Genomic DNA, 23,929 nt, shown 5'->3' on the forward strand with positions numbered 1-23,929 from the left:
CGACGCCTGCCTGTGCAATCCACGCCCCTTCAGCGCCGGTCACCCGGCACACACCCCGGCCCCTGGCCGGACACGAGGTGGAACATGGATTGGAAAGTCTTCCTGCTGCGGGTCGCCGCGGCACTCGTACTCGGCGCCCTGATCGGCGCCGAGCGTCAACTGCGCCAGCGCCTCACCGGCCTGCGCACCAATGCCCTGGTGAGCACCGGAGCCTGCCTGTTCGTGCTGATGAGCCAGGGCGTACCGGGCATGGCGGGCGATGCCTCGCGCATCGCCGCCTACGTGGTCTCCGGCATCGGCTTCCTGGGGGGCGGCGTGATCATGCGCGACGGCCTCAACGTGCGCGGCCTGAACACGGCCGCAACGCTCTGGTGCACCGCCGCCATCGGCGTGCTGTGCAGCATGGGCCTGCTGCTGGAAGCCGCCCTCGGCACCCTGGCGGTGCTCTGCGCCAACATCCTGCTGCGTGACATCGCTCAGCGCCTGAACCATCTGGACACCCTGCCCGGCAGCGAGGTCGAGCAGCGCTACAGCGTCGACATCGTCTGCCGCGCCGAGGACGAGATCCAGGTGCGCAGCCTGATGCTGCATGACCTGGAGGGCGGCAGCCTGCGCCTGCAATCACTGCACAGCCAGGACCAGGCCACGCCCGGGCGCCTGGAGGTGCGCGCCGAACTGCTCGGCAAGCCCGGCACCACCACCCAGCTGGAGCGCCTGGTCAGCCGGGTGAGCCTGGAGAAAGGCGTCAGCTCGGTGCGCTGGCGGCTTCACGACCTGGCGGCGGACGCATAACCCATCGGCACCGGGCCGCTCGCCCGGCCCCTCGAACAGCCATCGCTCCACGAGTGACGAGGAAACCACCATGTTGATGTCCGCCCTGGGCCGGCGCCTGCTGGCCCTGTTCGACCACGGCCTCGGCCGCCATTTCCGCCGCCGCGCCCTGCTCGACGCGCTGCGCGGCCGGCGCACCGCCGCCACCCTGCCGCCGGCATTCGTCCAGCAACTGGAGGCGTTCGCCAGTTGCCCGCCCGAGCAGCTGTTCCGGCAACTGGACAGCCAGCCCGGCGGCCTCGACCCGGCCCAGGTGCAGCGGGTGCGCGAACGGGTCGGCACCAACCTGGTGGAACAGGAGAAGCCGCTGTCGCCCCTGCACCACCTCTGGCTCTGCTACTGCAACCCGTTCAACCTGCTGCTGACCGCCCTGGCGGTGCTCTCCTGGGTCACCGAAGACCTCCAGGCGGCGCTGGTGATCGGCTGCATGGTGCTGGTCTCGACGCTGCTCCGTTTCGTCCAGGAGACCCGCTCCAACCGCGCGGCGGAAAGCCTGCGGGCGCTGGTGGACAACACCGCCAGCGTGCTGCGCCCCGGTGCGCCGTCACCCGACCGGCGCGGTGCAGTGGAAGTGCCGTTCCGCGACCTGGTGCCGGGCGACGTGGTGCTGCTGGCGGCCGGCGACATGATCCCGGCGGACCTGCGGGTGCTGGAGGCGCGCAACCTCTTCCTCAACCAGTCCGCCATCACCGGCGAAGCGCTGCCGGTGGAGAAGTTCGCCACGCCCCAGGGCCCGACCCCGGGCACGCCCCTGGAGCGCGAAACCCTGTGCTTCATGGGCACCAACGTGGTCAGCGGCAGCGCCCGCGCGCTGGTGCTGGGCACCGGGCCGAACACCTACTTCGGCAACCTCGCCGCCCATGTGCTGGAGCCCGACCGCGAGCCCAGCGCCTTCCAGCAGGGGGTCAACAAGGTCAGCTGGCTGCTGATCCGCTTCATGCTGGTGATGGCCCCGGTGGTGCTGCTGGTCAATGGTTTCACCAAGGGCGACTGGCTGCAGGCCTCGCTGTTCGCCCTCTCCATCGCCGTGGGCCTGACGCCCGAAATGCTGCCGATGATCGTCACCTCGACCCTGGCCAAGGGCGCCCTGGCGCTCTCGCGCAAGAAGGTGATCGTCAAGCGCCTCGACGCCATCCAGAACTTTGGGGCCATGGACGTGCTGTGCACCGACAAGACCGGCACCCTCACCCAGGACCGCATCGTGCTCGAACGCCACACCGATGTGCGGGGCCGCCCCTGCGACGCGGTGCTGGACGACGCCTGGCTGAACAGCTACCACCAGACCGGCCTGCGCAACCTGCTGGACGTGGCGGTGCTGGAGCACGGCGATGCCCTGCGCCGGGCGCAGCTGGCCGAGGCGTTCAGCAAGGTCGACGAACTGCCCTTCGATTTCGAGCGGCGGCGCATGTCGGTGGTGGTGGCAGAACACGGCGACGGCCACCGGCTGGTGTGCAAGGGCGCGCTGGACGAGGTGCTGGCGGTGTGCGACCGGGTGCGCCTGGACGGCGAGGAATTCCCCTTGCACGACGCCCTGCGTGCCGACATCCGCGAGCACGCCGCCCGCCTCAACGACGAGGGGCTTCGGGTGGTGGCGGTGGCGGTGCGGCAGTTCCCCGGGGAGCGCCGCGACTACCGCGTGGAGGACGAGCAGGACCTGCTGCTCACCGGCTACATCGCCTTCCTCGATCCCCCCAAGGAGACCAGCCGCGAAGCCCTGCAGGCGCTGCGCGAGCATGGCGTGTCGGTGAAGGTGCTGACCGGCGACAACGAGCGCGTGAGCCAGCGCGTGCTGCGTGAAGTGGGGCTGCCGGTGGAGGGCCTGCTGCTGGGCAGCGAGGTGGACGCCCTGGATGACCGCGAGCTGGGCGAACGGGCCGCCGCCTGCTCGCTGTTCGCCCGCCTGACGCCCGCGCAGAAGGCCCGGGTGGTGCGCCTGCTGCGCGAGCGCGGGCACGTGGTGGGCTTCCTCGGTGACGGCATCAACGACGCGCCGGCCCTGCGCGCGGCGGACATCGGCATCTCGGTGGACACCGCCGTGGACATCGCCAAGGAGGCGGCCGACATCATCCTCCTGGAGAAGAGCCTGATGGTGCTGGAAGCCGGGGTTCGCGAAGGCCGGCGCACCTTCTCCAACATGCTCAAGTACATCAAGATGACCGCCAGCTCGAACTTCGGGAACGTGTTCAGCGTACTGGTGGCCAGCGCCTTCCTGCCCTTCCTGCCGATGCTGCCCCTGCACCTGCTGGTGCAGAACCTGCTCTACGACCTGTCGCAGACCGCCATTCCCTTCGACAACGTCGACGACGAGCAACTGGCCAGGCCGCAGCAGTGGCGGGCCGACGAGATCGGTCGCTTCATGGTGTTCTTCGGGCCGCTCAGCTCCATCTTCGACATCCTCACCTACGCCCTGATGTGGTTCGTCTTCGCCGCCAGCACACCGGCGCACCAGACCCTGTTCCAGACCGGCTGGTTCGTCGAAGGGCTGCTGTCGCAGACCCTGGTGGTGCACCTGATCCGCACACGTCGCCTGCCTTTCCTGCATAGCCGTGCCGGCTGGCCGCTGCTGCTGATGACCCTGGTGATCGCCAGCATCGGCTTGCTGCTGCCGTTCTCGCCCCTGGCGGCGCACTTCAAGCTGCAGCCCCTGCCGCTGTCGTACTTCCCCTTCCTGCTGGCGCTGCTGCTGGGTTATGCCGCCGTGGTACAGGCCATGAAAGGGTGGTTCGCCCGCCGCTACGGCTGGCAGTGAGCCCACTCCGCCACCCGCCCGGGCGGGTGGCGCTTTTATTTCGTTACGTAACGCCAAATAACGCCAATGCTTCTATAGGCCTTGTTCTCAAGGGCTTGCAGGTTTCTGTTACGTAACGATAATCAGCCTCCTGAATCAGCCTTCAAGGCCACCCGGACATCCCCATGAGCCCAACCGCCCCTCCGCCGCGCAAGCGCGGGCGCCCCTGCAACGGCCAGGCCCAGAGCAACGCCGAACGCCAGCGTGCCTGGCGCCAGCGCCAGGCTGAACAGCGCGAGCGCCAGGCGCGGGACGACCACGCCAGCAGCTGCCTCACCGAGTTCCTCCGCCAGGAGCGCGACCAGGCCCAGGCCGCCCTGGTGGAGGCGCAACGCCGGCTGGAAGCCCTCGAAGCCCAGGTCCGGCAGCTGCAGCAGCGGCCCGATGACCGCGAAGCGGCGCTGCCCTGGTACCAGGACCACGGCCTGGAGGCGGTCTTCGTCCTGGAGTCACGCCTGCGGGAGGAGCGCACCTGGAAGCGGGTCGCCTCCATGGGCGCCTTCACCCGTCGCGACGTGGCCGAGCAGTGGCTGCAGACCATGCAGGCCCACAGCAGCATGATCGACTACCGCGTCACCCGGCTGCGCTTCTGCGGCGACTGAGCCCTCGCGGCGGAACAGCGTCACCGAAGCCCGCAGCTTGTGGCGGCCGAAGGCGCTCATGCGGGCAAACGCCTCCCGGCTCACCGGCAGGTGCTGGCAATCCAGGGGCTGCCGGCTGTGGTCGACGTCGGGGTCGTGGAGGTAGACGAAATCCTCGTCGCACCCGGTGACCACCACCCAGTGCGGTGACTTGGAACGGGTCAGCCGGTAGCTGCTGATCAACACCAGCAACACACCGCCGGCCTGCAGGCCGCCGTCCAGCTCCGCCCAGGGCGCCTCCACCTGCTCAACGTCGGTACCGGCCAGGGCATCGAGAAACACCTCGTGCACCAGGCGCATCACCGCGCGCTTGTCCTCGCTGCGCACGCCTTCGAGGAACAGCGGCCCGCGCCGGCTCACCTGCAGGCGCACCCGAAAGCCCCGTCGCCAGGCCGCCAGGGCCAGGCCCTGGGGGCTGCAGCCACCGTGGCCGGCGGTCATGAACACCGTGGTCGCCTCGCGCCACAGCTGCACTTCCTCGCGGCGCTCCATGGCCCGCTGCGGGTACAGCGCCGCCATGGCCATCAGCAGGCAGGCCGGGCCGCAGGTGAAGTCGGTGCTTTGCGGGTAATAGGGCACGCGGCGGGTGCCGGCCTGGCGCGGCTGGCGGATGCGCTTCTCGTAGCGCAGCGCGCCGGCGTGGTCCTCGTAGTAGTCGTCGATCACCGCGAAGCGCCGATAGCCGGCACGCTCGTAGAGGGCGATGGCCGCCGGGTTGTCGACCCGCACCTCCAGCCGCAGGTAGGCACAGTCGTGCGCGTGGGCGCAGCGTTCGGCCTGCTCCAGCAGCTGCCGGCCGATGCCCCGGCCCTGCAGGTGCCCGGCAATGGCCAGGGAATACAACCGGGCCAGGGAGGTGCCCCGGTGGAACAGCACCAGGGCATAGCCCACCACCGCCCCCTCATGCTCCGCCACGGTGAAGGCGGCATGGGCGCGGTTGACCATCCAGGCCAGGCTGCGGGGGCTGAGCCGGTCGTGGCTGAAAGTGCGGTTTTCCAGGGCCACCAGTTCGGGCAGGTCGGCCGCCCGAGCAACGCGAAAATCAAGTTTCATGGGAACTCCGTAAAGAGTGCGTAACGGTCCGGGACATTTCCAAAAGCGCGTGCTTAATAGAAAGCCTGTGTTCCCGAACGGATCGATAAATCCCATGAATGCGGTGCAGAACCGGTGGCAGGAAGTATTGGACAGAACACGAACGGCAGCAACTTTCAAATTGACGCCGATTCAAACGGAAGAACTTTCCAACCACCCCCTGATCATTGTCGAGCGGACCGAAGACTGGTCGGCCTACTTCCCCACGGATTACCTGATCAGTGCTCGCGACTACCTGGAACAGTCGCCCGGCGGGCCTTCCAGGCCGCGTGCGCAGGTCATCAACCTGTGTCGCAACTACAAGTACCTGGGCCACGGTTATTACTGTTCGCTGTTGGCCGAGGCACGCGGACATAAAGTCATCCCGTCGGTGAAGACCATCAATGAACTGACCCGCAAGTCCATCTACGGGCTGGCGCTGGATGAACTTGAAACTTCACTGGACGATGCACTCGAACAACAACCCTGCGGCAATACCGAAGGGTTCACCTTGAGTCTTTATTTCGGCCATACCGAACTTGAAAGTCTCCAGGACATTGCCCGCCAGCTGTTCGAGGCCTTCCCCTGCCCGATCCTGCTGGTGGACTTCCGCAAGGGCGAGCGCTGGCAGGTGACCGGTGTGCGACCGGGTGCCCTGCACCGCCTGCGGGACGACCAGCAGGACCTCTTCGCCGACGCCCTGGACCGCTTCAGCCGTAAGGTCTGGCGCCAGCCCCGCGCACCGCGCCAGGCCCGCTACGACCTGGCCATCCTGCATGACCCGGGCGAAGCGCTGCCGCCGTCCAACCCACGGGCCCTGCAGCGCTTCGTCGAGGTGGGCGAGCGCCTGGGCATCGCCGTGGACCTGATCGGCCGCAAGGACTATGCACGGCTCGCCGAGTACGACGCCCTGCTGATCCGCGAGACCACCAGCGTCGACAGCCACACCTACCGCTTCGCCCGCAAGGCCGAGAGCGAAGGGCTGGTGGTGATGGACGACCCCAGCTCCATCCTGCGCTGCACCAACAAGGTCTACCTGGCCGACCTGCTGACCAGCCACGGGCTGGGCATGCCCGCCACCGAGATCCTCTACCGCGAACGGCTCGGCGAGATCGAGCAGGTCGGCGAGCGCCTGGGCTTCCCCCTGGTGCTGAAGATCCCCGACGGCTGCTTCTCCCGCGGGGTGATCAAGGTGACCTCCGCCGCCGAGCTGCGCCGCGCGGCCGGCGAGCTGTTCGAGCACTCGGTGCTGCTGCTCGCCCAGGAGTACTGCTACACCGAGTACGACTGGCGCATCGGCGTCCTCAACCGCAAGCCGCTGTATGCCTGCCAGTACTTCATGTCCAAGGGCCACTGGCAGATCTACAACCACAAGGCCAAGGGCGCCGACATCAACGGCGAGTGCCGCACCCTGCCGGTGCACGAGGCGCCACGCGCCGTGGTGGACCTGGCCCTGCAGGCCGCCGGGCTGATCGGCGATGGCCTCTACGGGGTGGACCTGAAGCAGGCCGGCGACCGCGTGGTGGTGATCGAGGTGAACGACAACCCCAACCTGGATGCGGGCATCGAGGACGCCTACCTGCAGGACGACCTCTACGCCCTGGTGCTGGAGGAGTTCATCCGCCGCCTCGATCTCCGCCGTCGCGGCCAGGCCTGGTGAGCCCATGCTCGACGCCTACCGCCTGGGCGACGGCCGCCTGCAGCGCACCTCCGAAGCGGACGCCAGCGTGCTGCTGTGCGTCGACCCCGATGCCGGCGAACGCGAGCACCTGTGCCGCACCTGGCAGCTGGACCAGCACGCGCTGGACTCGGCCCTGGATCCCGACGAGGTATCACGCATCGAATTCCACGGCGAGCGGCTGTTCCTGATCTGGAAGCGCCCGGAGCGCTGCACCGGGCAGGACGGCATGGTCTTCGAAGTGAGCGCCTTCGGCATGCTGCTGGAGCCGACGCGGCTGCTGGTGATCGCCGCCGGCGATTCGCTGCTGCAGGGGGTCGGCCAGCGCGGCGCCCTCGCCACCCCACGCGACGTGCTGCTGGACATGCTGTTCAGCAGCGTCCACCACTACCTCGGCCACCTGCGGGTCATCAAGCTGGTGGCCCGCGAGCTGCAGGCCCGCTTCAACCGCTCGCTGGACAACAGCCACCTGATGCAGATGGTCAACCTCAGCGAAAGCCTCATCCACTACCTCAACGCCATCCAGAGCAACGCCACCGTGCTGGTGCGCCTGCGCAACCACGCCGCCGAGTACCAGCTGGATGCGGCCGCCCTGGCGACCCTGGACGACCTGATCATCGAGAACGAGCAGTGCTACAAGCAGGCGCGGATCTACTCCACGGTGTTCGCCGCGCTGATGGACGCACGGGGCAGCCTGGCCAACCACGGCATCAACGACATGCTGCGCAAGCTGACACTGATCAACGTGGTGTTCCTGCCGCTCAACCTGGTGGCCAGCATCGGCGGTATGTCGGAATTCAGCATGATGACCGCCGGTGCGCCCTGGTGGGTCGCCTACCCGCTCCTGCTGCTCGGGATGCTGCTCCTGAGCGGCCTCATGCTGGCCTTTCTCAGGCGAATGGCGCACCCTCGCCACCAGCCCTGAGCCCACCGCACCCATTGGAAACGGAATCCATGATGCAGAACGCTCAACTCGGACTGGCCGTCTCGGCGATCATCGTCGCCTTCGGCCTCGTACTCTTCTATTTCGACCACCTGCGCGGCCCGCGCAGGCAACGGGACGAGGAGGACCCGGGACACTGACCGGCGGGGGCTTCGGCCCCCGCTTCCCCATCACGCACAGGCCTTCCCGAGGCTGTGCACGCTCCACTCCCCACCTTCAGCCACGGCTGCGTTGCAGCCAGGCCGCCCCCAGTCCACTGAGGCAGACGATGCCGATGCCCACCAGGGTGGTCAGGTCCGGCGCGTGGGCGTACAGCAGGTAGCCCAGCAGCCCGGCGAAGACGATCTGGCAGTAGCCGAAGGGCGCCAGCAAGGCTGCCGGCGCATGGCGGAAGGCCTGGGTCAGGAACAGGTGCGCCGCCATGCCCAGGGTGCCCAGGGCCACCAGCAGCAAGCCGTCGAACAGGCTCGGCAACTGCCAGAAGAACGGCACCAGCAGACTCATCACCAGGGTGTTGCACACCCCCGCGAGGAAGTTGCTGGTGGTGGGGCTGTCGTGGGCCGAGAGGATGCGCGTCAGCAGCTGATAGGCGCAGAAGCCCAGGGCCGAGCCCAGCGGGAAGAGGATCGCCGGGGTGAACAGCGCCCCGCCCGGGTGCACGATCACCACCACGCCGACGAAGCCCATCGCCACCGCCAGCCACTGGCCGGCACTGACCCGCTCCTTCAGCAGCGGTGCCGAGAGCGCCGTCACCAGGATCGGCGCCAGGAAGTTCACCGCCGTGGCCTCGGCCAGCGGCACGAACTGCAGGCCGGTGGTGAACAGCAGGCTGGTGCTCAGCAGGCTCAGCGCCCGCAGCACCTGCAGCACCGGTCGTTGGGTGCGCAGCCCGCGCAGGCCGGCGCGGGGCAGGAACAGCCCGGCCATCAGCAGGCTGTGCACCAGGTAGCGCGCCCACACCACCATCACCACCGGGTACAGGCCCCCCAGGTGCTTGGACAGTGCGTCGTGCCCGGCGAACAGGAAGGTCGCCAGCAGGACCAGCGCCACACCGCGCAAGGGCTGGCTGACAGCGGTTGAAATCGGATCGCTCATGACACCTCGAGAACCGGCGCAAAGGCCGATGGATCAGAGACCGGCCAACAGCGCCAGGGTTCGCTCGCGCGCCTGGCGCGCCCGCGCCTCGGCGCTCACGCCCTGCTCCAGCAACTGCCGGGTGGGGATCTCCAGGCTCAGGGGGATGCCTGCCGGCAACGCCCGCAGCAACCCCGCCAGGTCGCAGTCCCCCTCCCCCGGGAAGCGCCGCTCGTTGCGGGCCTGGCGGAGGATTTCCTGCATGTCGTCCGGGCGCGGCCCGGCCACGTCGCACAACTGGGCGTAGCGCAGGCGCTGCGGTGGCAGGGCCCGCAGGTCCGCCAGGCGCGAGGCCGAGCGGTCGAAGTGGAAGGCATCCACCAGCACCGCGCCGTTGGGCTGGCCCGCGCGTTCGACGACCCGGGCCGCCTGGCCGAGGTCGCGGGCGTCGGTCCAGGGCATGAATTCCAGGCTGACGTGCAGCCCCAGGGGCGCCGCACGCTCGCACAGTTCGGCGAAGCGGTCGGCCAGCCGGGTTTCATCCGGGTCGTTGCCGGCCACCAGCACCTCGCTGGCGCCGAACTCGGCCCCGGCTTCCAGCACGGCGGCGAAGTCCGCCACACAGGTCTCCGGCTTCAGCCGCAGGATCTCGATGTCCAGCACCTGCACCCCGGTATCGCCCAGGCGCTGGCGGGTGCGCCGACGCAGATCGGCATCGGCCACCACGGGGAAGTGGTGCTCCTCCGGCGTCGCCGGGATCAGCCGCAAGCCCACATGGCTGTAGCCGGTGCGGGCGGCCACCTCGACCATGTCCGGGGGTGCCAGCTCCAGCACCGTCAAGGCGGCGAGCGACAGCGCACGGTCAGCCACGGCGGGCCTCCTGCCTAGTCGGCATCATCGGGAAGGCATGAAAAAACCGGCCAGGCAGCCGGTTGGCGAAGGACGGGACGGACACGGGGACCTCACAGCAAGGGGGTTCTGAAATCGGCTTCGCGTTATTTAGAACAGAGTTCCATTTTTACGCAATAGGCGATCTTCACGGCCCGTGGCGAGGCCCAGCGGATCACGGGAAGAGTTCGGAGGCCTGGCTCGCGTCGCCCAGTTCAGCGGCCGCAGCCAGCAGGCACGGGGCCAGTTCGTGCATGCGCGCCTCCGGCAGGCGGGCGCTGGGGCCGGCCACGCTGAGCACACCGATGACCTGGCCAGTGGCCGGGTGACGCACCACGGCGGCCATCGCCGACATGCCCACGGCGGAGCTTTCCACCACCCAGGCGTAGCCGCGCTCACGGGCGCGGCGCAGGCGCTCCAGCAGCTCGATGTTCGAGTGCGGCGCGTTGGGGCCGAAGCCGGCCGGGTCGGCGATGCCCTGGCGCTCCACCAGGGCCAGTGCCTCGGCATCGCTCAGGGCCGCCAGCCAGGCGTGCCCCGAGGCGGTGTAGAACAACGGCGCGTCCCGGCCCATGTCCGGGTCGTAGCGCAGGCCGGAGCGAGCCCCCTGGGACTTGGCGATCCAGGTCAGCCGCCCCCCCTCGGTCACGCCCAGGCGCACCAGTTCGGCGCTCTCCTGGGCCAGGCGGTCGAGGATCGGCTGGACGATGTCCGCACCGCTGCTGGCCAGGTGGCGGAAGGCCATGGCCACCAGCCGCGTGGACAGCTGGTAACGGCTGTTGTCGGGGTTCTGCCGCACGTAGCCGAGGCGGATCAGCTCGGCCAGCATGCGGTGGGTCGCGCTCTTGGGGATCTGCAGCTCATCGGAGAGGGCCTGCAGCGCCAACCCCTGGGGGTCGGAGGTCAGGCGTTCGAGGAGGCTGAAGGCGCGTTCGATCTGGCTACCGGCCATGGCGTGGGTCCTGGATGAGGGTGCGGCGATTCTAGAAGACACAGCCCCCAGGCCGAAACCTGGAACGCATCCGTCGTTTCGCGCACAAATGTACGAACCAGTTAGTTTTCGTTCGCTGATCGAACACAAGCGCCTTGGACGAATTGAACAGCGCCCAGCCTGCAACCACTATCGGCCCAGGCCCGGCGCCCTGACGCCGGCGACCCCAATAACGACAAGAAAGGTCATCCCGATGCACCCCACCTGCTTCCTCCCACGCCTTCGCGTCCCTGATCGCCAGCCCGCTGCCGCCTGCCCGGCACCGCACAGCCCGCGCCCGGCCTGATCACCCGCTCCACGCCCACCGCCCATTCGCCAACGCCGCGAAGGGCCTCCTGCGCCCCGACAACAACAAGACAGAGGCCACCATGCCCCTCACTCATCGCCACGCCCTGCACACCACCCTCCTGGCCAGCGCCATCGCCCTCGCCAGCCAGGCCGCCCAGGCTGCCGAAAGCCCCGGATTCATCGACGGCAGCAGCGCCACGCTGAACCTGCGCAACTTCTACATGAACCGCAACTTCGTCGGCACCAGCACCCAGGACCAGGCCGAGGAATGGACCCAGAGCTTCATCCTCGACGCCAAGTCCGGCTTCACCCAGGGCACCGTCGGCTTCGGGGTCGACGTGCTCGGGCTCTACGCCCTCAAGCTCGACGGCGGCAAGGGCACCCGCGGCACCCAGTTGCTGCCGGTGCACGACGACGGCCGCCCGGCCGACGACTTCGGCCGCCTGGCGGTGGCCGGCAAGATGAAGGTCTCCGACACCGAGCTGAAGGTGGGCGAGTGGATGCCGGTGCTGCCGATCCTGCGTTCCGACGATGGCCGCTCGCTGCCGCAGACCTTCCGGGGCGCCCAGGTGACCTCCAGGGAGATCGCCGGCCTGACCCTCTACGGCGGCCAGTTCCGCGGCAACAGCCCGCGCAACGACGCCAGCATGGAAGACCTGTCCCTGATGGGTAAGGCGGCCTTCACCTCCGACCGCTTCAACTTCGCCGGCGGCGAATACAGCTTCAACGAGAACCGCACCCTGGTCGGGCTCTGGTACGCCGAGCTGCAGGACATCTACCGCCAGAACTACCTGCAGGTGGTGCACAGCCAGCCCCTGGGCGACTGGACCCTGGGCGCCAACCTCGGTTACTTCACCGGCCGGGAAGACGGCTCCGCCCGGGCCGGCGACCTCGACAACCGCACCTGGTCCGCCCTGCTCTCCGCCAAGTACGGCAGCAGCACCTTCTACCTGGGCCTGCAGAAGGTCAGCGGCGACGACGCCTGGATGCGCGTCAACGGCACCAGCGGCGGCACCCTGGCCAACGACAGCTACAACTCCAGCTACGACAACGCCAAGGAGCGCTCCTGGCAGCTGCGCCACGACTTCAACTTCGCCGCCCTCGGCGCGCCCGGCCTGACCCTGATGAACCGCTACATCCACGGCAGCGACGCCCATGTCGGTGGCGTGACCGATGGCAAGGAATGGGGCCGCGAGAGCGAGCTGGCGTACGTCATCCAGTCGGGCACCTTCAAGAGCCTCTCGGTCAAATGGCGCAACTCCAGCCAGCGCCGCGACTGGGGCAACACCAACAGCTTCGACGAGAACCGCCTGATCGTGAGCTACCCGCTCTCGCTGCTCTGACGCCCCCTCCTCGCTGGACCTCGGGCCCGCCCTGGCGGGCCATTTTTTCGTGCCCGCCACCTGGCACCGGCACGCCGGAACCTCCTGTTTCCCTTATCCATCCACGACACCGGCTGCCGTTTCGCTGGTCGCCAGGTTGCAAACCGCCAAACCTCCTCAAGAATGAATACCGACCCTCCAGGTATTCAGCCCCTGATGCCCGCCTCCCAGCCCTTTTTCAAACGCCTGAAGCAGCTGTGGCTCGCCCACGACCTGGCCTTGATCGGCCAGCGCCGCGAGCGACGCATGCGCATGCTGGCCAGCCTGGTGATGCTGGTGATCGGGGTGCTCTGGGGCGCCGTGTTCGCCGCGCGGGATGCCTGGCTGATCGTGGCGATGGACCTGCTGCTGGTGCTCTGCGGCATCGGCGTACTGGCCCTGACCCTGCGCAACCGCGCGCGCAGCGCCAACCTCCTGCTGTTCGCCGTGCTGGTGGTGGTCATCAGCATCTCCACCCTGCTGCTGGACGAGCCCAGCCCGGCAGCACCTCGGGCATCCCACCTCTATTTGCTGCCGGTGTCGGTGGCCGCGTTGATGGCCTTCCGCGACGAGCCGATGTGGCTGCGCTACGGCGTCTCGCTGTTCTGCCTGGCGCTGTTCACCGTCATGGCCTCCACCTCCTGGAGCCCTGGCCTCGGCTACGGCCTGCCGGACGAGCTGCGGGTGATCGGCTCCTGGGTGCAGAGCATCGCCGCGGCGGTGATGCTGTTCCTGCTGCTGCACATCCTGCAGACCGATGCCGCCGAGCGCTCCGAGCTGGACCGCGACCTGCGCACGGCCCTGCGGGAGCAGCAGTTCGTGCTGCACTACCAGCCGCAGCTGGACATCCAGGGGCGCGTGCTCGGCGCCGAAGTGCTGATCCGCTGGCAACACCCCCAGCGCGGCCTGCTGGCGCCCGCCGAGTTCATCGACCACGCCGAGAAGACCGGGCTGATCATCCCCATCGGCCAGTGGGTGCTGCACGAGACCTGCGCCCAGCTGGCCGCGTGGAAGGCCATCCCGCTGTTCCGCGAGCTGCACCTGGCGGTGAACATCAGCCAGAACCAGTTCCGCCAGGCCACCTTCGTCAACGACGTGCTGGGGCTGATCCAGCGGTCGGGCATCGAGGCGCGCAACCTGGAACTGGAGCTGACCGAGACCCTGATCGTGCAGGACATGGAGGACCTGTCGCGGAAGATGGCCGCCCTGGTGGAACACGGCGTGCGCTTCTCCCTCGACGACTTCGGCACCGGCTTCTCGTCCCTCAGCCACCTCAAGCGCCTGCCCCTGGACAAGCTGAAGATCGACCGTTCCTTCGTCTGCGACGTGCTCACCGACAGCAGCAGCGAAACCATCGTGCGCACCGTCATCGCCCTGGGCCAGAGCATGGGCATGAGCGTGATCGCCGAGGGCGTGGAGACCCAGGCGCAGCAGCGTTTCCTCGCCGACAGCGGTTGCCTGCAATACCAGGGCTACCTGTTCAGCCGCCCGCTGCCGCTGCAGGCGTTCCAGGCCTTCGTCAGCGAACGCGCCGAGCGGCAGGCCGACGCCGCCGGCTGACCCTCAGCGCTCCGCCTGCATCAGCGCATCGTGCTGCTCCCGGGGCAGTTCGAGGCGTATCGGCAACTCGGCCGCACCGGGCAATTGGCTGATCCGCTCCAGGTCCTGGAGCACCAGGTGCAGCGGGCGGAAGGTGTTGATCAGCACGTGGGGGCGCTCCCCCTCCTGATGGGTGCGGATGCGGTACTGCCGCCACTGGTGGATGCGGCTGCCCTCGCGGTTGACCTTGGACTCCATCACCAGGTCCTGCAGGGCCGCGAAGGGGATGTGCACCTCCCGCCCCGGCTCCGACTCGCGTGCCGGCACCAGCTTCAGCAACAGGCCCTCGGCGTCGAAATAGGCCTCCTCGCGCGCCGGTGGGTGCAGCCAGCTGCTCACTCCCAGCATGACGAGCGGCACCACCACGGCACCCAGCAGCCCCAGGGCCACCAGCCACTCCTGATCGCTCCAGAAACCCAGCACGAACAGGCCGAGCATGCCCAGGATCACGGCGAGGATGAGCTTGCCCAGCGTGCTGTTGACGGGAGCCAGGGGTTGCAGGCGTTCGAAGTCGGTGTCGACGAAATGGACGTTGCTCGCGAAGAGGCGAATGCGTGGCGTGCTCATGGACCTTCCGTGGTGGCATCGAGGGGCCGCCACTCTAATTGAAGTGGCAGGACGAGGCCGTGCACAGGCCCCATTCCGAACACATCTCAGTAGGACGGGCCGACTTCCCGCGCCAGGGTGGTGCGCAGCGCCTCCAGGGGAAAGCCGGCCTCGGCGATCCGCTTGGGCAACACGTAGAAGACCCGGGGTGCGATGAACAGCACCAGGAACTCGTCGTTCTCCCGCCAGCCATGGAAGTTGCCCCAATTGACGACCGCCTGGCCAACGGCCGACTGGAAGTGCAGGCCCTCGGGCGCGAAGCCGACCTTCTGCTCCTGCTGCATCAGCGCATAGCGGCGGTACTGCCGGCAAACCAGGACCGGTCGCACCACCAGGCGTATCACCAGGGCGGCCAGCACCCCGCCACCGATACCGCCCACCAGGGGATAGGCCGTCGCCTTGTCCCCGATCTTCAGCGAGTACAAGGCCATGGCGACCAGCACGAACAGCCCCGCCAGCAACAGGTTGCGGTGGCGGGTACGCAGGCGTCCGCCGAGGCGGCTGCTGCGCAGGTAGTCCTGTTCGCTGATGCGATAGGGGGTGAGGGTCGGCTCGCTCATCCGGGGCGTCCTGCGGTGATCGGTCGCGCAGCATAACGGCCGCGTGATCACGCGGCGATGACGGCCCGCACAAAACCTCCGCAGGCCCCGCCACCTGGGCGTTCGACCCTCCCGTGAGGGCCAGGCGCCAGCATCGCCGATGATCAGGTCGGCGCGTCAGGCGGTTGGCGCCAAGGTGCGTTTGGCTCTACCCTGAGCCGCGCCCGGAGCCCTGTCCCATGACATCTGGACGCCTCATTCCGCCAGAACAAGAACGTACGGATGCCCGCAGAAACACCCCAGCAACGGGTCATCGTCGCCGATGACCACCCCGTATTCCGCGAGGGCCTGCGCCGCATCGTGCAGCGCGTCCTGCCCCACGCCGTGATCGAAGAAGCCGGCACCATGGACGAGGTGCTGGCCCTGGCACACCAAGGCCCGCCCCCTGCCCTGTTCATCCTCGACCTGCTGTTCCCCGGCCAGTCCATGGCGGCCATCGGCGAGCTGCGCCAGGCCTTCAAGCGCAGTTCCCTGGCGGTGGTGTCGATGGTGGACAACCAGAAGACCGTCGACGAGGTCATGGCCGCCGGGGCCGATGGCTTCATCGGCAAGGCCGTGGCGCCGGACGAGATGGGCGCGGCCCTGGCGGCGATCCTCGCCGGCGAGTTCGTGGTGCGCTACGACCACAGCCAGGCCGGCCTCGACGGCGGGCTCGACGTCGACCCGCTCTACACCCAGCTCACCCCGCGCCAGCAGGACGTGCTGCGGCTGATCGCCAATGGCCTGTCCAACAAGGAGATCGCCCGGGAGCTGGACATCTCGCCCTTCACCGTGCGCATCCACGTCTCCTCGCTGTTGCGCGTGCTGGGGGTCAGCAGCCGCGCCGCTGCTGCGGCCTGGGCCGCCAAGACGGGGCTCTGAGGCCGCTCAGGCCTCGGCGTGCTCCCGCGCCAGCCCCACCTTCAGTGCCATCAGCACCGAACGCAGCTCCGCCGGGTGCACCGGCTTGGACAGCACCGGCACGTCGGGGTCGTCCAGCGCATCCTGCACGCGGCGCACGTCGTGCCCGGTGATCACCACCGCCGGCACCGGCCAGCCGGCCTGGTCCCGCAGGCGGGCGATGCAGTCCGCACCGGAGGCCTCGGTGCCCAGGTCGAAGTCGGTGATCACCAGGTCGCACGCCTCCGGTGCCTTCGGCAGGGCCGCGCTGGCCTCCACCCGGCAGCCCCAGCGCTCCAGCAGGCTGGCGGTGGCATGCAGGACGTTGCGGTCGTCCTCCAGCAGCAGCACCCGCAGCCCGTCCAGCAGGCGCAGCGGCAGGCTGCTCACGGTCGACGGCTGGCGCTGCGGCGCCTGGACCGCCTGCAAGCCCTCGATGGCCACGCTGGTGCCGCGCCCGAGCCGTGAGGCGATGCGGATCTCCAGGCCCATCAGGCCACTGAGCCGACGCACGATGGCAAGCCCCAGGCCGACGCCCTCGATGTCGTGGTCACGGGCCTGGCGCACCCGGTAGAACTCGTCGAAGACGTTCTCCAGATGCTGCGGGGCGATGCCCTTGCCCCGGTCGTGCACCTCGATGGACCAGCCGCCGTTGCGCCGCCGGCAGGCCACCAGCATGGGCTTGCCCGGCGCGTACTTGAGGGCGTTGGAGATGAGGTTCTGCACCATGGTCGCCAGCAGGTTCGGGTCGCAGGAGACATGCACGTCGCCCGGCACCCGCAAGCGGATGTCCACCCCGGCCCAGCGCGCCGCCTGGGCGTTCTGCTCCACCAGCTCGCCCAGCAGCTCGGACACCGACACCGGCTGCAGGCGCGGCGCCACCTTGCCGCCGTCCAGGCTGTACATGTCGAGGATCGAACGGAACAGCTGGGCCACGCTGTGCAGCGACTTGTCGATGCTGTCCACCAGGCGGCGCTCGTCCTGGCCCAGCTCGGCATCGCGCAGGCAGGCGGTGAACAGGCTGATGGAGTGGATCGGCTGGCGCAGGTCATGGCTGGCCTGGGCGAGGAAGCGCGACTTGGCCAGGTTGGCGGCACGCTCCGCCTCGCTGGCGCGCTTGGCCTGGGCCAGCAGCACGTTGACGTAGGCCGGCACGATCAGGGTGGTCACCACCAGGGTGAGCACCAGGTAGGGCTGCTCCCGCCAGTACGATGACGTCAGGGTGACGATGGCCAGGCAGCACAGCGCCAGGCCGGTGGCGATGGTCAGGTAGCGCGAGCCATAGCGCAGGCCGTTGCCCACCGTGACCCACAGCAGCACGCCATACACCGGCAGCAGGGGCGGACCGCCCACCACCAGGCCGAAGGTCAGCGCCGAATAGTCATGCAGCATGCTGAACAGCCGCCGCGCCGGGTAATGCCCGGGCCAGCGCACGATGCACGCCAGCAGCACCAGGCTGGCGAAGAAGAAGCAGCCGAAGTAGATGAGGATGGGCACCGTCTGCGCCGGCGTCGCCAGGCCGGTGAACAACATGAAGCTGATGTAGAGGCTGGCGGCCACCGCCATCACCAGGCGGACGACTGCCTGGGAGCGTTCGGTGTCCGGGACGCGGTCCGGTGCAGTGCTCATGGGCTATCCCTGTGCGGGGCTCCGTCGGGAGCCGGTTCCATCGAGACGGACACCTTATGCGCCACGCGGGGCCTCGTTCAAGGCTGCGTTTCGCCTGCGCCGCGCTGGGCGACCACTGGTCCCCCTGACCCGAACCTTGCGGGGCCGGCACAGGCCGAACCCTGTGTCAGTCAACGCAACCCAGGAGACGACCATGAATATGAAACGCCCCCTCTACACCCTGCTGCTCGGCGCCATGCTCGGTGCCAGTGCCTTGCCGGCGCTCGCTGCCAACGACGGCAGCACCGGCCCCACCCAACCCGGCGTCACCAGCCCCGATTCCCCCGCCTCGCCCAGTTCGCCGGGCGCGTTGCCGGGCAACAACACCGGCCCTGGCAGCAATGGCTCGTCGAACGGCACCGGCACCTCGGGCAGCCCAACCACCCCGGGCGGCAGCGGGTCGGGCGGCATGGGCAGCGACGGCATGGGTAACGGCGGCTCGGGCATGGGCTCCGGGACGGGCACCGGCTCCGGTGGCTCCACGGGCGGCTCCTCCACAGGGGGCGCGAGCGGCGGTGCCACCGGGGGCTCCAGCGGCGGCGCCAGTGGCGGCAGCAGCGGCGGGCAGTAGCCGCGCGTGCCACGGGGCTGCGCCCAATGGTCGCAGCCCCGTTTCCAAGGCCGCGCCAGAGGCCCAACTCCTTCATTTGGCAAGGAAATTTCGGACACGTCCGTATCGCGCCAGTACCGCCGACTGATAAAGTCGCCGCCCATGAAACCCGCCCCCTCGACCCGGACACTGACCGCCTGGCTGCTCTACGCGAGCGTCCTTTTCAGCCTGTTCGCCTGCGGGTTGCACCACGGCCAGATGACCGGCCTGGAGCTCAGCGGTCTCGATGGCGGCTACTGCAGCCTCGGCCACGATGCGTCCGACAGCCTCGGCGACAACGGCAGCGACCACGCACAGATGCAGTTCACCTGCCCGCTGTGCTCCTCCTACGCTGCCGCCGTTGCGCTGAACAGCGACGCCTGGCAGCTCGACCTGGGCATCGCCCCGCGCGTGGTGCCCCTCGACGCCAACCAGCACCCCCAGCCGCCGCCCCGCGAACGCTGGCCCTCGCTCAACCCCCGCGCCTCCCCCGCCCCTTTCCTGCCCGCCTGAACCGCCCCGGCGCCTGACGCGCCGGCTCGCTGCTGCACGCTTGCAAGGAAAGAGCCTCCATGACTCCGAAGTACACCTGCCTGGCGCTGGCGATCTGCGCCTGCAACCTCGCCTACGCCACTGAAAACAAGCACGACGCCCTCGAACTGCCCACCAGCACCGTCAACGCCGACCGTGAGAAGCAACCCGGCCTGGACCTGGACAGCCAGTCCCCCGGCACCTCGCGCCTGGGCCTGAGCCTGCGGGAGAACCCCGCCTCGGTGGCCGTGGCCGACCGCGAGAAGATCGACCGCATCGGCGCGCGCAACTTCCTCGACGTGGCCAACGCCCTGCCCGGCGTCAACGCCTCCGCCCCACCCGGCTGGGGTGGCTACGTCGCCTACCGCGGCTTCAACGGCGCCCAGGTCAACCAGCTGTTCAACGGCATCAGCCTGCAGTACAGCGCCGCCAACCGCCCGGTGGACGCCTGGATCTACGACCGCGTCGAGCTGGTCGGCGGCCCTTCCTCCTTCCTCCACGGCAGCGGCTCGGTGGGCGGCAGCCTCAACTACATCACCCGCCTGGCCAGCCGCGAGGACAGCGGCGAAGCGCGCATCCGCTACGCCCGCTTCGATGACCGGGAAACCTCCATCGGCATCAACCGTGCCCTCAACGACGGCCCCGGCCCGCGTCATTACGCGCGCCTGGACTTCAGCCGCAACGACAGCAACGGCTACATCGACCGCCAGGAGCGCGGCGCCAGCAACGTCGCCTTCTCCCTGCTCAGCGACCTCACCGACCGCCTCTCCCACACCCTGGCGGTGGAGTACCTGGAAGAGAAGGAAGACAGCCCCTACTGGGGCGCACCGACGCTCAACGCCAACCGCACCGGCGAGCTGAAGATCGACCGCCACGACCGCTTCAGCAACTACAACGTCGACGACGGCCGCTACGAGCAACGTACCCGCTGGCTGCGCTCCATCACCGACTACCAGGTGGATGACGCCACCAGCCTGCGCAACACCTTCTACCACTACGAAGGCCAGCGCGATTACCGCAACCTCGAGGTCTACAAGTACAACGCCGCCGGCAACATCGCCCGCAGCAGCGCCTACCTGCAGCGTCACGACCAGGAGCTCAACGGCAACCGCCTGGAGCTGCTGCACAAGGGCGAGCTGTTCGATCGCGTCAGCGACTGGGCCTTCGGCCTCGACTACAGCGTCAACCAGCAGAGCGTCTACCCGCGTTCCAGCAGCGGCACCGTCGACATCGTCACCCCGGGCAACCCCGACCCCGGCAGCTTCGACGACATCCCCGGCATGGCCAGCGGGCTGGTCAAGGCCCGCAGCAACGAGGTACGCACCACTTCCGGCTTCGCCGAAAACCGCCAGCAGCTGACCGACAGCCTCTCGCTGATCACCGCCCTGCGCTACGACCACATCGAGCTGGACGCCACCAACCACGGTGCCGTCAGCGCCAACGCGCCGTCCTCCTTCGAGCGCCGCTGGGACGCCATCACCGGGCGTGCCGGGCTGGTCTGGCAGTTCACCTCCGACGCCAACCTCTATGTGCAATACAGCACCTCGGCCGAGCCGCCGGGCGGCACCCTCACCGGCGCCTCCTTCACCCAGGTGCGCGACTACGACCTGAGCACCGGCAAGCAGCTGGAAGTGGGCAGCAAGCTGGACTTCGACGAAGGCCGTGGCAGCGCCACCGTCGCCGCCTACCGGATCGTCCGCAAGGACTTCCCCATCAGCGACGTCAACAACCCCAACGGCACCGTCCAGGCCGGCCAGCAGACCTCCGACGGCGTGGAACTGGCGGCCTCCTACCGCTTCACCCCGCAGTGGACCCTGGAAGGCAACGTCGCCTGGGTGGACGCCCGCTTCGACGACTTCAACGAGACCGTCGGCGGCGTCAACGTCTCGCGCAAGGGCAAGACCCCGGTGAACATCCCCGACCGCCTGGCCAACCTCTGGCTCACCTGGGAGCCGGTGCAGGGCTGGCGCACCGGCGTGGACGCGCGCTACGTGTCGGCGGTGTACGCCAACAACGCCAACACCCAGTGGGTGCCCTCCTACACGCTCTACGGCGCCTTCGTGGAGCACCAGCTGGACGCCAACACCAAGGTCAGCGCGCGGCTGCGCAACCTGACCGACGAGGTCTACGCACGCTTCATCCACCAGAGCAACGCGCAGTACTACCTGGGTGAGCCGCGCAGCCTCGAAGTAGCGCTGGACCTGCGTTTCTGAGGCGGCCGTGATGAAACGCCACCTCTACCTCTGGCACCGCTGGCTGGGCATCGCGCTGTGCCTGTTCATGGCGCTGTGGTTCGTCTCCGGCATCGTCATGCTCTACGTCGGCTACCCCAAGCTGACCCAAGCCGAGCGCCTGCAGCACCAGGCGCCGCTGGCCTGTACCGGCTGCGTGTCGCCGGCCCAGGCCCTGCAGGCGGCCGGCGGCGAGCCGCCGCGCAGCCTGCGCCTGGCCCAGGTGGCGGGCCAGCCGCGCTACCTGCTCGGCTACGCCAGCGGCAACCGCGCGGTGGACGCCCGCAGCGGCCAGGTGCTGGACGGGGTCGGTTCCGCCGAAGCGCTGGGCATCGCCCGGCATTTCGGCGGCGCCGAGGCGGACCACCTCGGCCTGGTCGAGGAAGACCTCTGGAGCCACAGCCGCGCCCTCGACGCGGACCGGCCCCTGCACCGCGTGCAGCTGCGCGATGCCGCCGGCACCCAGCTTTACCTGTCCTCGCGCACCGGTGAAGTGGTGCGCGACGCCAGCGCCCACGAGCGCGCCTGGAACCTGCTCGGGGCCTGGCTGCACTGGCTGTATCCGCTGCGCGGTGGATGGCTGGATGGCGCCTGGTCGAACATCGTCATCTACCTCGCCCTCGCCGCCACGCTGATGGCCCTGCTGGGCATGGTGGTCGGGCTGCTGCGCTGGCGCTTCTCCAAGCCCTACCGCAGCGGCTCGCGCTCGCCCTACCCCTCGGGGTTCGGCCGCTGGCACCACATCAGCGGGCTGCTGTTCGGCACCCTGCTGGTGCTGTGGATCTTCAGCGGGCTGATGTCCATGCGCCCCTGGCACCTTACCGAAGGCCGCTCGACCTTGACGCCGGCAGCCTTCCAGGGCGCCCCACTCAGCGCGGCGGCACTGCAAGGCGACCTGGCGGACGCCGTGCAACGCCTGGAGCAATCGGGCCTCGCGCCGGTGGAGCTGGAATGGCGGATGCTCGGCGGGCATGCCTACCTCAGCGCGCTGGATGCCCAGGGCAACAGCCGCGTGCTGCCGCTGGATGGCACCGGCCCAGCGCTGGAGCGGCTGCCCCAGGCGACCCTGGAAGCGGCTGCGCCGATCCCGGTGGCCCACGCCGAATGGCTGCAGCACTACGACGCGTACTACTACGCCCGGGGCGACGCCAGCATGTACGGCGGCCAGCCCCGCCGCCTGCCGATGCTGCGGCTCCGGTTCGAGGACGACGGCCACAGCTGGGTCCACCTGGACCCGCACACCGGCGCGGTGCTGGACGTGCTGGACGGCAACCGCCGGGCCGGCCGCTGGCTGTTCAACCTGCTGCACAGCTGGGATTGGCCCCCGCTGCTGGAGCGGCCCCTGCTGCGCGAGGCGCTGGTGATCGGCGTCAGCCTCGGCGGCCTGGCGATCTGCCTCAGCGGCGTGGTGATCGGCTGGCGCCGCCTGCGCCCACGGCGGCGCAGGCGCTGAAACACCGTGCGCGCCGGTGCAACCCGGCGCGCACGGGCTCCCCGCCCCGCAACGTTGTGCACATCCACCGTTCAGAAAACCACCAGCCCGGCACAGGCCCCGCCCGCCGGGCGCCGAGGTCGTCGGTCAACCGCTTATCCACAGAGTCATCCACCGTTTCTGTGGGTAGCACCCGGCCATCACGCCGGGTTGCACCTGCCCTCAGACCTGCGGCAGGTGCTTGGTCACGCAGTGGATGCCGCCGCCCCCGGCAGCGATCGGGTCGATGTTCAACTGCTCCACCACCCGCCCCGGGTAGAGCCGGGTCAGCAGCGACTTGCAGTAGGCGTCCGCCGCCGCATCGCCGAACTGCGGGGCGATCACCGCGCCGTTGAGCAGCAGGAAGTTGATGTAGCCGGGGGCGAAGTCCGGGTTGCCCTGGGTGTACACATTGCTGCGCACCTTCAGCGGCGGCGGCAGCGTGTGCACCACCAGGCGACGGCCATCGGCGTCGGTGGCCGCCTTGAGGATCTCCAGGTGGCGGCGGGTCACCGCGTAGTCGTAGGACTTGGGGTCGTTGTCCAGGTTGGCGATGACCACGCCCGGCTCCACGAAGCGCGCGTAGAAGTCCACGTGGGCGTCGGTGATGTCCTTGTCCTTGATGCCGGGCAGCCAGATGATCTTGCGCAGCCCGAGGTTGGCCTTCAGCTCCGCCTCGATCTGTGCCTTGCCCAGCCCCGGGTTGCGGTTGCCGTTGATCCAGCAGCTCTCGGTGAGGATCGCCGTGCCGGCGCCGTCCACTTCGATACCGCCGCCCTCGCCCACCAGCGCGCTGCGCAGGTAGTTGGCTTCCATCTCCTCGCTGAGGAGGTCGGCGACGCGGGTGTCGTTGCCGGCCGCCTGCTTGCGCCCCCAGCCGTTGAAGTTGAAGTCCACCAGCCCCAGGCCGCCGGGGCGGTGCAACACGGTGACCGGCTGGTACTTGGCAATGGTGCGGGCCAGCTTGCCCAGGGTGGCGTTCACCGCGCCGGCCCAGTCCTCCCAGATGGCGGAGGATGCGGCGTAGGCGATGATCACCCGCTCCTGGCGGTGGTGCTCGCCGGGCATGTACCAGCTGGCGGCCAGCGCCGCCGGCACCCGCGCCGCACCGAACCCCAGGCCCAGGGTGGCCGCGGCACCGAGCCCGCTGGCCACCATCATGTGTTTCATGAAATCGCGTCGTGTCGTCATTGCACGTGCTC

20 protein-coding genes are annotated in these 23,929 nt (G+C 69.0%); 12 read left to right on the forward strand and 8 right to left on the reverse strand.

Annotated features, from left to right (window positions below; all coding sequences use genetic code 11):
- Positions 1-84 precede the first annotated feature (84 nt).
- Both BM198_RS19110 and mgtA read left to right on the forward strand, forming a co-directional pair.
- Entirely contained in the window at positions 85-792 is a 708-nt protein-coding gene (locus tag BM198_RS19110; protein ID WP_044402634.1) for an MgtC/SapB family protein, read from the forward strand.
- 70 nt (positions 793-862) lie between these two features.
- A complete protein-coding gene (gene mgtA, locus BM198_RS19115; protein ID WP_074971741.1) occupies positions 863-3,580 on the forward strand; it encodes a magnesium-translocating P-type ATPase in 2,718 nt (905 codons plus the stop codon).
- Between the two features lie 488 nt (positions 3,581-4,068).
- Here mgtA and rimI read toward each other — a convergent pair whose 3' ends face one another.
- Positions 4,069-5,313: a ribosomal protein S18-alanine N-acetyltransferase gene (gene rimI, locus BM198_RS19125; RefSeq protein ID WP_083422417.1), complete on the reverse strand. Its 1,245-nt coding sequence runs from the start codon at positions 5,311-5,313 to the stop codon at positions 4,069-4,071.
- A 94-nt stretch (positions 5,314-5,407) separates the two neighbouring features.
- Between rimI and BM198_RS19130 the strand changes: the two genes are divergently transcribed.
- From BM198_RS19130 to BM198_RS30680, 3 genes are read left to right on the forward strand one after another with little or no spacing between them, the layout of a single operon-like run.
- The gene (locus BM198_RS19130) at positions 5,408-6,991 is read left to right on the forward strand and encodes a RimK family protein (RefSeq protein ID WP_074971743.1); all 1,584 of its coding nucleotides are present in this window, start codon (positions 5,408-5,410) and stop codon (positions 6,989-6,991) included.
- A gap of 4 nt (positions 6,992-6,995) precedes the next feature.
- Complete coding sequence (locus BM198_RS19135) at positions 6,996-7,934, forward strand: magnesium transporter CorA family protein (RefSeq protein WP_044402622.1); 939 nt, start codon at positions 6,996-6,998, stop codon at positions 7,932-7,934.
- A gap of 32 nt (positions 7,935-7,966) precedes the next feature.
- Positions 7,967-8,092 (forward strand): hypothetical protein, encoded by a 126-nt coding sequence (locus BM198_RS30680; RefSeq protein WP_279626043.1) that lies wholly within the window; start codon positions 7,967-7,969, stop codon positions 8,090-8,092.
- Between the two features lie 76 nt (positions 8,093-8,168).
- Here BM198_RS30680 and BM198_RS19140 read toward each other — a convergent pair whose 3' ends face one another.
- From BM198_RS19140 to BM198_RS19150, 3 genes are all read right to left on the reverse strand, one after another.
- The gene (locus BM198_RS19140; RefSeq protein ID WP_044402620.1) at positions 8,169-9,047 is read right to left on the reverse strand and encodes a DMT family transporter; all 879 of its coding nucleotides are present in this window, start codon (positions 9,045-9,047) and stop codon (positions 8,169-8,171) included.
- Between the two features lie 33 nt (positions 9,048-9,080).
- Positions 9,081-9,896, reverse strand: coding sequence for a sugar phosphate isomerase/epimerase family protein (locus BM198_RS19145; protein WP_074971744.1), 816 nt, complete (start codon positions 9,894-9,896; stop codon positions 9,081-9,083).
- 193 nt (positions 9,897-10,089) lie between these two features.
- A complete protein-coding gene (locus BM198_RS19150; RefSeq protein WP_074971745.1) occupies positions 10,090-10,866 on the reverse strand; it encodes an IclR family transcriptional regulator in 777 nt (258 codons plus the stop codon).
- A 407-nt stretch (positions 10,867-11,273) separates the two neighbouring features.
- Between BM198_RS19150 and BM198_RS19155 the strand changes: the two genes are divergently transcribed.
- Both BM198_RS19155 and BM198_RS19160 read left to right on the forward strand, forming a co-directional pair.
- Positions 11,274-12,536, forward strand: a complete 1,263-nt coding sequence (locus tag BM198_RS19155) for an OprD family porin (protein WP_083422418.1) — start codon at positions 11,274-11,276, stop codon at positions 12,534-12,536.
- Positions 12,537-12,731: 195 nt separating this feature from the next.
- The gene (locus BM198_RS19160) at positions 12,732-14,114 is read left to right on the forward strand and encodes a putative bifunctional diguanylate cyclase/phosphodiesterase (RefSeq protein ID WP_074971746.1); all 1,383 of its coding nucleotides are present in this window, start codon (positions 12,732-12,734) and stop codon (positions 14,112-14,114) included.
- Between the two features lie 3 nt (positions 14,115-14,117).
- Here the strand turns inward: BM198_RS19160 and BM198_RS29745 are convergent, their stop codons facing one another.
- Positions 14,118-14,720 carry a hypothetical protein gene (locus tag BM198_RS29745; RefSeq protein ID WP_074971747.1) on the reverse strand — a complete coding sequence of 201 codons (603 nt, stop codon included), beginning with the start codon at positions 14,718-14,720 and terminating at the stop codon, positions 14,118-14,120.
- Positions 14,721-14,806: 86 nt separating this feature from the next.
- On the reverse strand, positions 14,807-15,319 hold the full coding sequence (locus tag BM198_RS19170) for a YcxB family protein (RefSeq protein WP_074971748.1): 513 nt from the start codon (positions 15,317-15,319) through the stop codon (positions 14,807-14,809).
- 261 nt (positions 15,320-15,580) lie between these two features.
- On the opposite strand from BM198_RS19170, the gene BM198_RS19175 reads away from it, so the two are divergent.
- Complete coding sequence (locus BM198_RS19175; protein ID WP_074971749.1) at positions 15,581-16,219, forward strand: LuxR C-terminal-related transcriptional regulator; 639 nt, start codon at positions 15,581-15,583, stop codon at positions 16,217-16,219.
- A 6-nt stretch (positions 16,220-16,225) separates the two neighbouring features.
- On the opposite strand, the gene BM198_RS19180 is transcribed toward BM198_RS19175, so the two are convergent.
- On the reverse strand, positions 16,226-17,866 hold the full coding sequence (locus BM198_RS19180) for an ATP-binding response regulator (protein WP_074971750.1): 1,641 nt from the start codon (positions 17,864-17,866) through the stop codon (positions 16,226-16,228).
- 193 nt (positions 17,867-18,059) lie between these two features.
- Between BM198_RS19180 and BM198_RS19185 the strand changes: the two genes are divergently transcribed.
- The 4 genes from BM198_RS19185 (at position 18,060) to BM198_RS19200 (ending at position 22,709) form a co-directional block, all read left to right on the forward strand.
- On the forward strand, positions 18,060-18,476 hold the full coding sequence (locus BM198_RS19185; RefSeq protein WP_074971751.1) for a hypothetical protein: 417 nt from the start codon (positions 18,060-18,062) through the stop codon (positions 18,474-18,476).
- Positions 18,477-18,617: 141 nt separating this feature from the next.
- The gene (locus tag BM198_RS19190) at positions 18,618-19,007 is read left to right on the forward strand and encodes a DUF2946 domain-containing protein (protein ID WP_074971752.1); all 390 of its coding nucleotides are present in this window, start codon (positions 18,618-18,620) and stop codon (positions 19,005-19,007) included.
- A gap of 59 nt (positions 19,008-19,066) precedes the next feature.
- Entirely contained in the window at positions 19,067-21,238 is a 2,172-nt protein-coding gene (locus BM198_RS19195; RefSeq protein WP_074971753.1) for a TonB-dependent receptor, read from the forward strand.
- Between the two features lie 10 nt (positions 21,239-21,248).
- On the forward strand, positions 21,249-22,709 hold the full coding sequence (locus BM198_RS19200) for a PepSY-associated TM helix domain-containing protein (RefSeq protein WP_074971754.1): 1,461 nt from the start codon (positions 21,249-21,251) through the stop codon (positions 22,707-22,709).
- A gap of 201 nt (positions 22,710-22,910) precedes the next feature.
- On the opposite strand, the gene BM198_RS19205 is transcribed toward BM198_RS19200, so the two are convergent.
- Positions 22,911-23,918: an agmatine deiminase family protein gene (locus tag BM198_RS19205; RefSeq protein WP_074971755.1), complete on the reverse strand. Its 1,008-nt coding sequence runs from the start codon at positions 23,916-23,918 to the stop codon at positions 22,911-22,913.
- Positions 23,919-23,929: the final 11 nt, after the last annotated feature.

Origin of the sequence: Metapseudomonas otitidis (genome assembly GCF_900111835.1) — a bacterium.
Lineage (GTDB): Bacteria > Pseudomonadota > Gammaproteobacteria > Pseudomonadales > Pseudomonadaceae > Metapseudomonas > Metapseudomonas otitidis.

Bases quoted from the DNA above. Each gene is read 5' to 3' on its own strand.
- BM198_RS19170 (WP_074971748.1), bottom strand. From the start codon at position 15,319: ATGAGCGAGCCGACCCTCACCCCCTATCGCATCAGCGAACAGGACTAC.
- BM198_RS19140 (WP_044402620.1), bottom strand. From the start codon at position 9,047: ATGAGCGATCCGATTTCAACCGCTGTCAGCCAGCCCTTGCGCGGTGTG.
- BM198_RS19160 (WP_074971746.1), top strand. From the start codon at position 12,732: ATGCCCGCCTCCCAGCCCTTTTTCAAACGCCTGAAGCAGCTGTGGCTC.
- BM198_RS19155 (WP_083422418.1), top strand. From the start codon at position 11,274: ATGCCCCTCACTCATCGCCACGCCCTGCACACCACCCTCCTGGCCAGC.
- rimI (WP_083422417.1), bottom strand. From the start codon at position 5,313: ATGAAACTTGATTTTCGCGTTGCTCGGGCGGCCGACCTGCCCGAACTG.
- BM198_RS19130 (WP_074971743.1), top strand. From the start codon at position 5,408: ATGAATGCGGTGCAGAACCGGTGGCAGGAAGTATTGGACAGAACACGA.
- BM198_RS19135 (WP_044402622.1), top strand. From the start codon at position 6,996: ATGCTCGACGCCTACCGCCTGGGCGACGGCCGCCTGCAGCGCACCTCC.
- BM198_RS19110 (WP_044402634.1), top strand. From the start codon at position 85: ATGGATTGGAAAGTCTTCCTGCTGCGGGTCGCCGCGGCACTCGTACTC.
- BM198_RS19150 (WP_074971745.1), bottom strand. From the start codon at position 10,866: ATGGCCGGTAGCCAGATCGAACGCGCCTTCAGCCTCCTCGAACGCCTG.
- BM198_RS30680 (WP_279626043.1), top strand. From the start codon at position 7,967: ATGCAGAACGCTCAACTCGGACTGGCCGTCTCGGCGATCATCGTCGCC.
- BM198_RS29745 (WP_074971747.1), bottom strand. From the start codon at position 14,720: ATGAGCACGCCACGCATTCGCCTCTTCGCGAGCAACGTCCATTTCGTC.
- BM198_RS19180 (WP_074971750.1), bottom strand. From the start codon at position 17,866: ATGAGCACTGCACCGGACCGCGTCCCGGACACCGAACGCTCCCAGGCA.
- BM198_RS19205 (WP_074971755.1), bottom strand. From the start codon at position 23,918: ATGACGACACGACGCGATTTCATGAAACACATGATGGTGGCCAGCGGG.
- BM198_RS19190 (WP_074971752.1), top strand. From the start codon at position 18,618: ATGAAACCCGCCCCCTCGACCCGGACACTGACCGCCTGGCTGCTCTAC.
- BM198_RS19200 (WP_074971754.1), top strand. From the start codon at position 21,249: ATGAAACGCCACCTCTACCTCTGGCACCGCTGGCTGGGCATCGCGCTG.
- BM198_RS19185 (WP_074971751.1), top strand. From the start codon at position 18,060: ATGAATATGAAACGCCCCCTCTACACCCTGCTGCTCGGCGCCATGCTC.
- BM198_RS19175 (WP_074971749.1), top strand. From the start codon at position 15,581: ATGCCCGCAGAAACACCCCAGCAACGGGTCATCGTCGCCGATGACCAC.
- mgtA (WP_074971741.1), top strand. From the start codon at position 863: ATGTTGATGTCCGCCCTGGGCCGGCGCCTGCTGGCCCTGTTCGACCAC.
- BM198_RS19195 (WP_074971753.1), top strand. From the start codon at position 19,067: ATGACTCCGAAGTACACCTGCCTGGCGCTGGCGATCTGCGCCTGCAAC.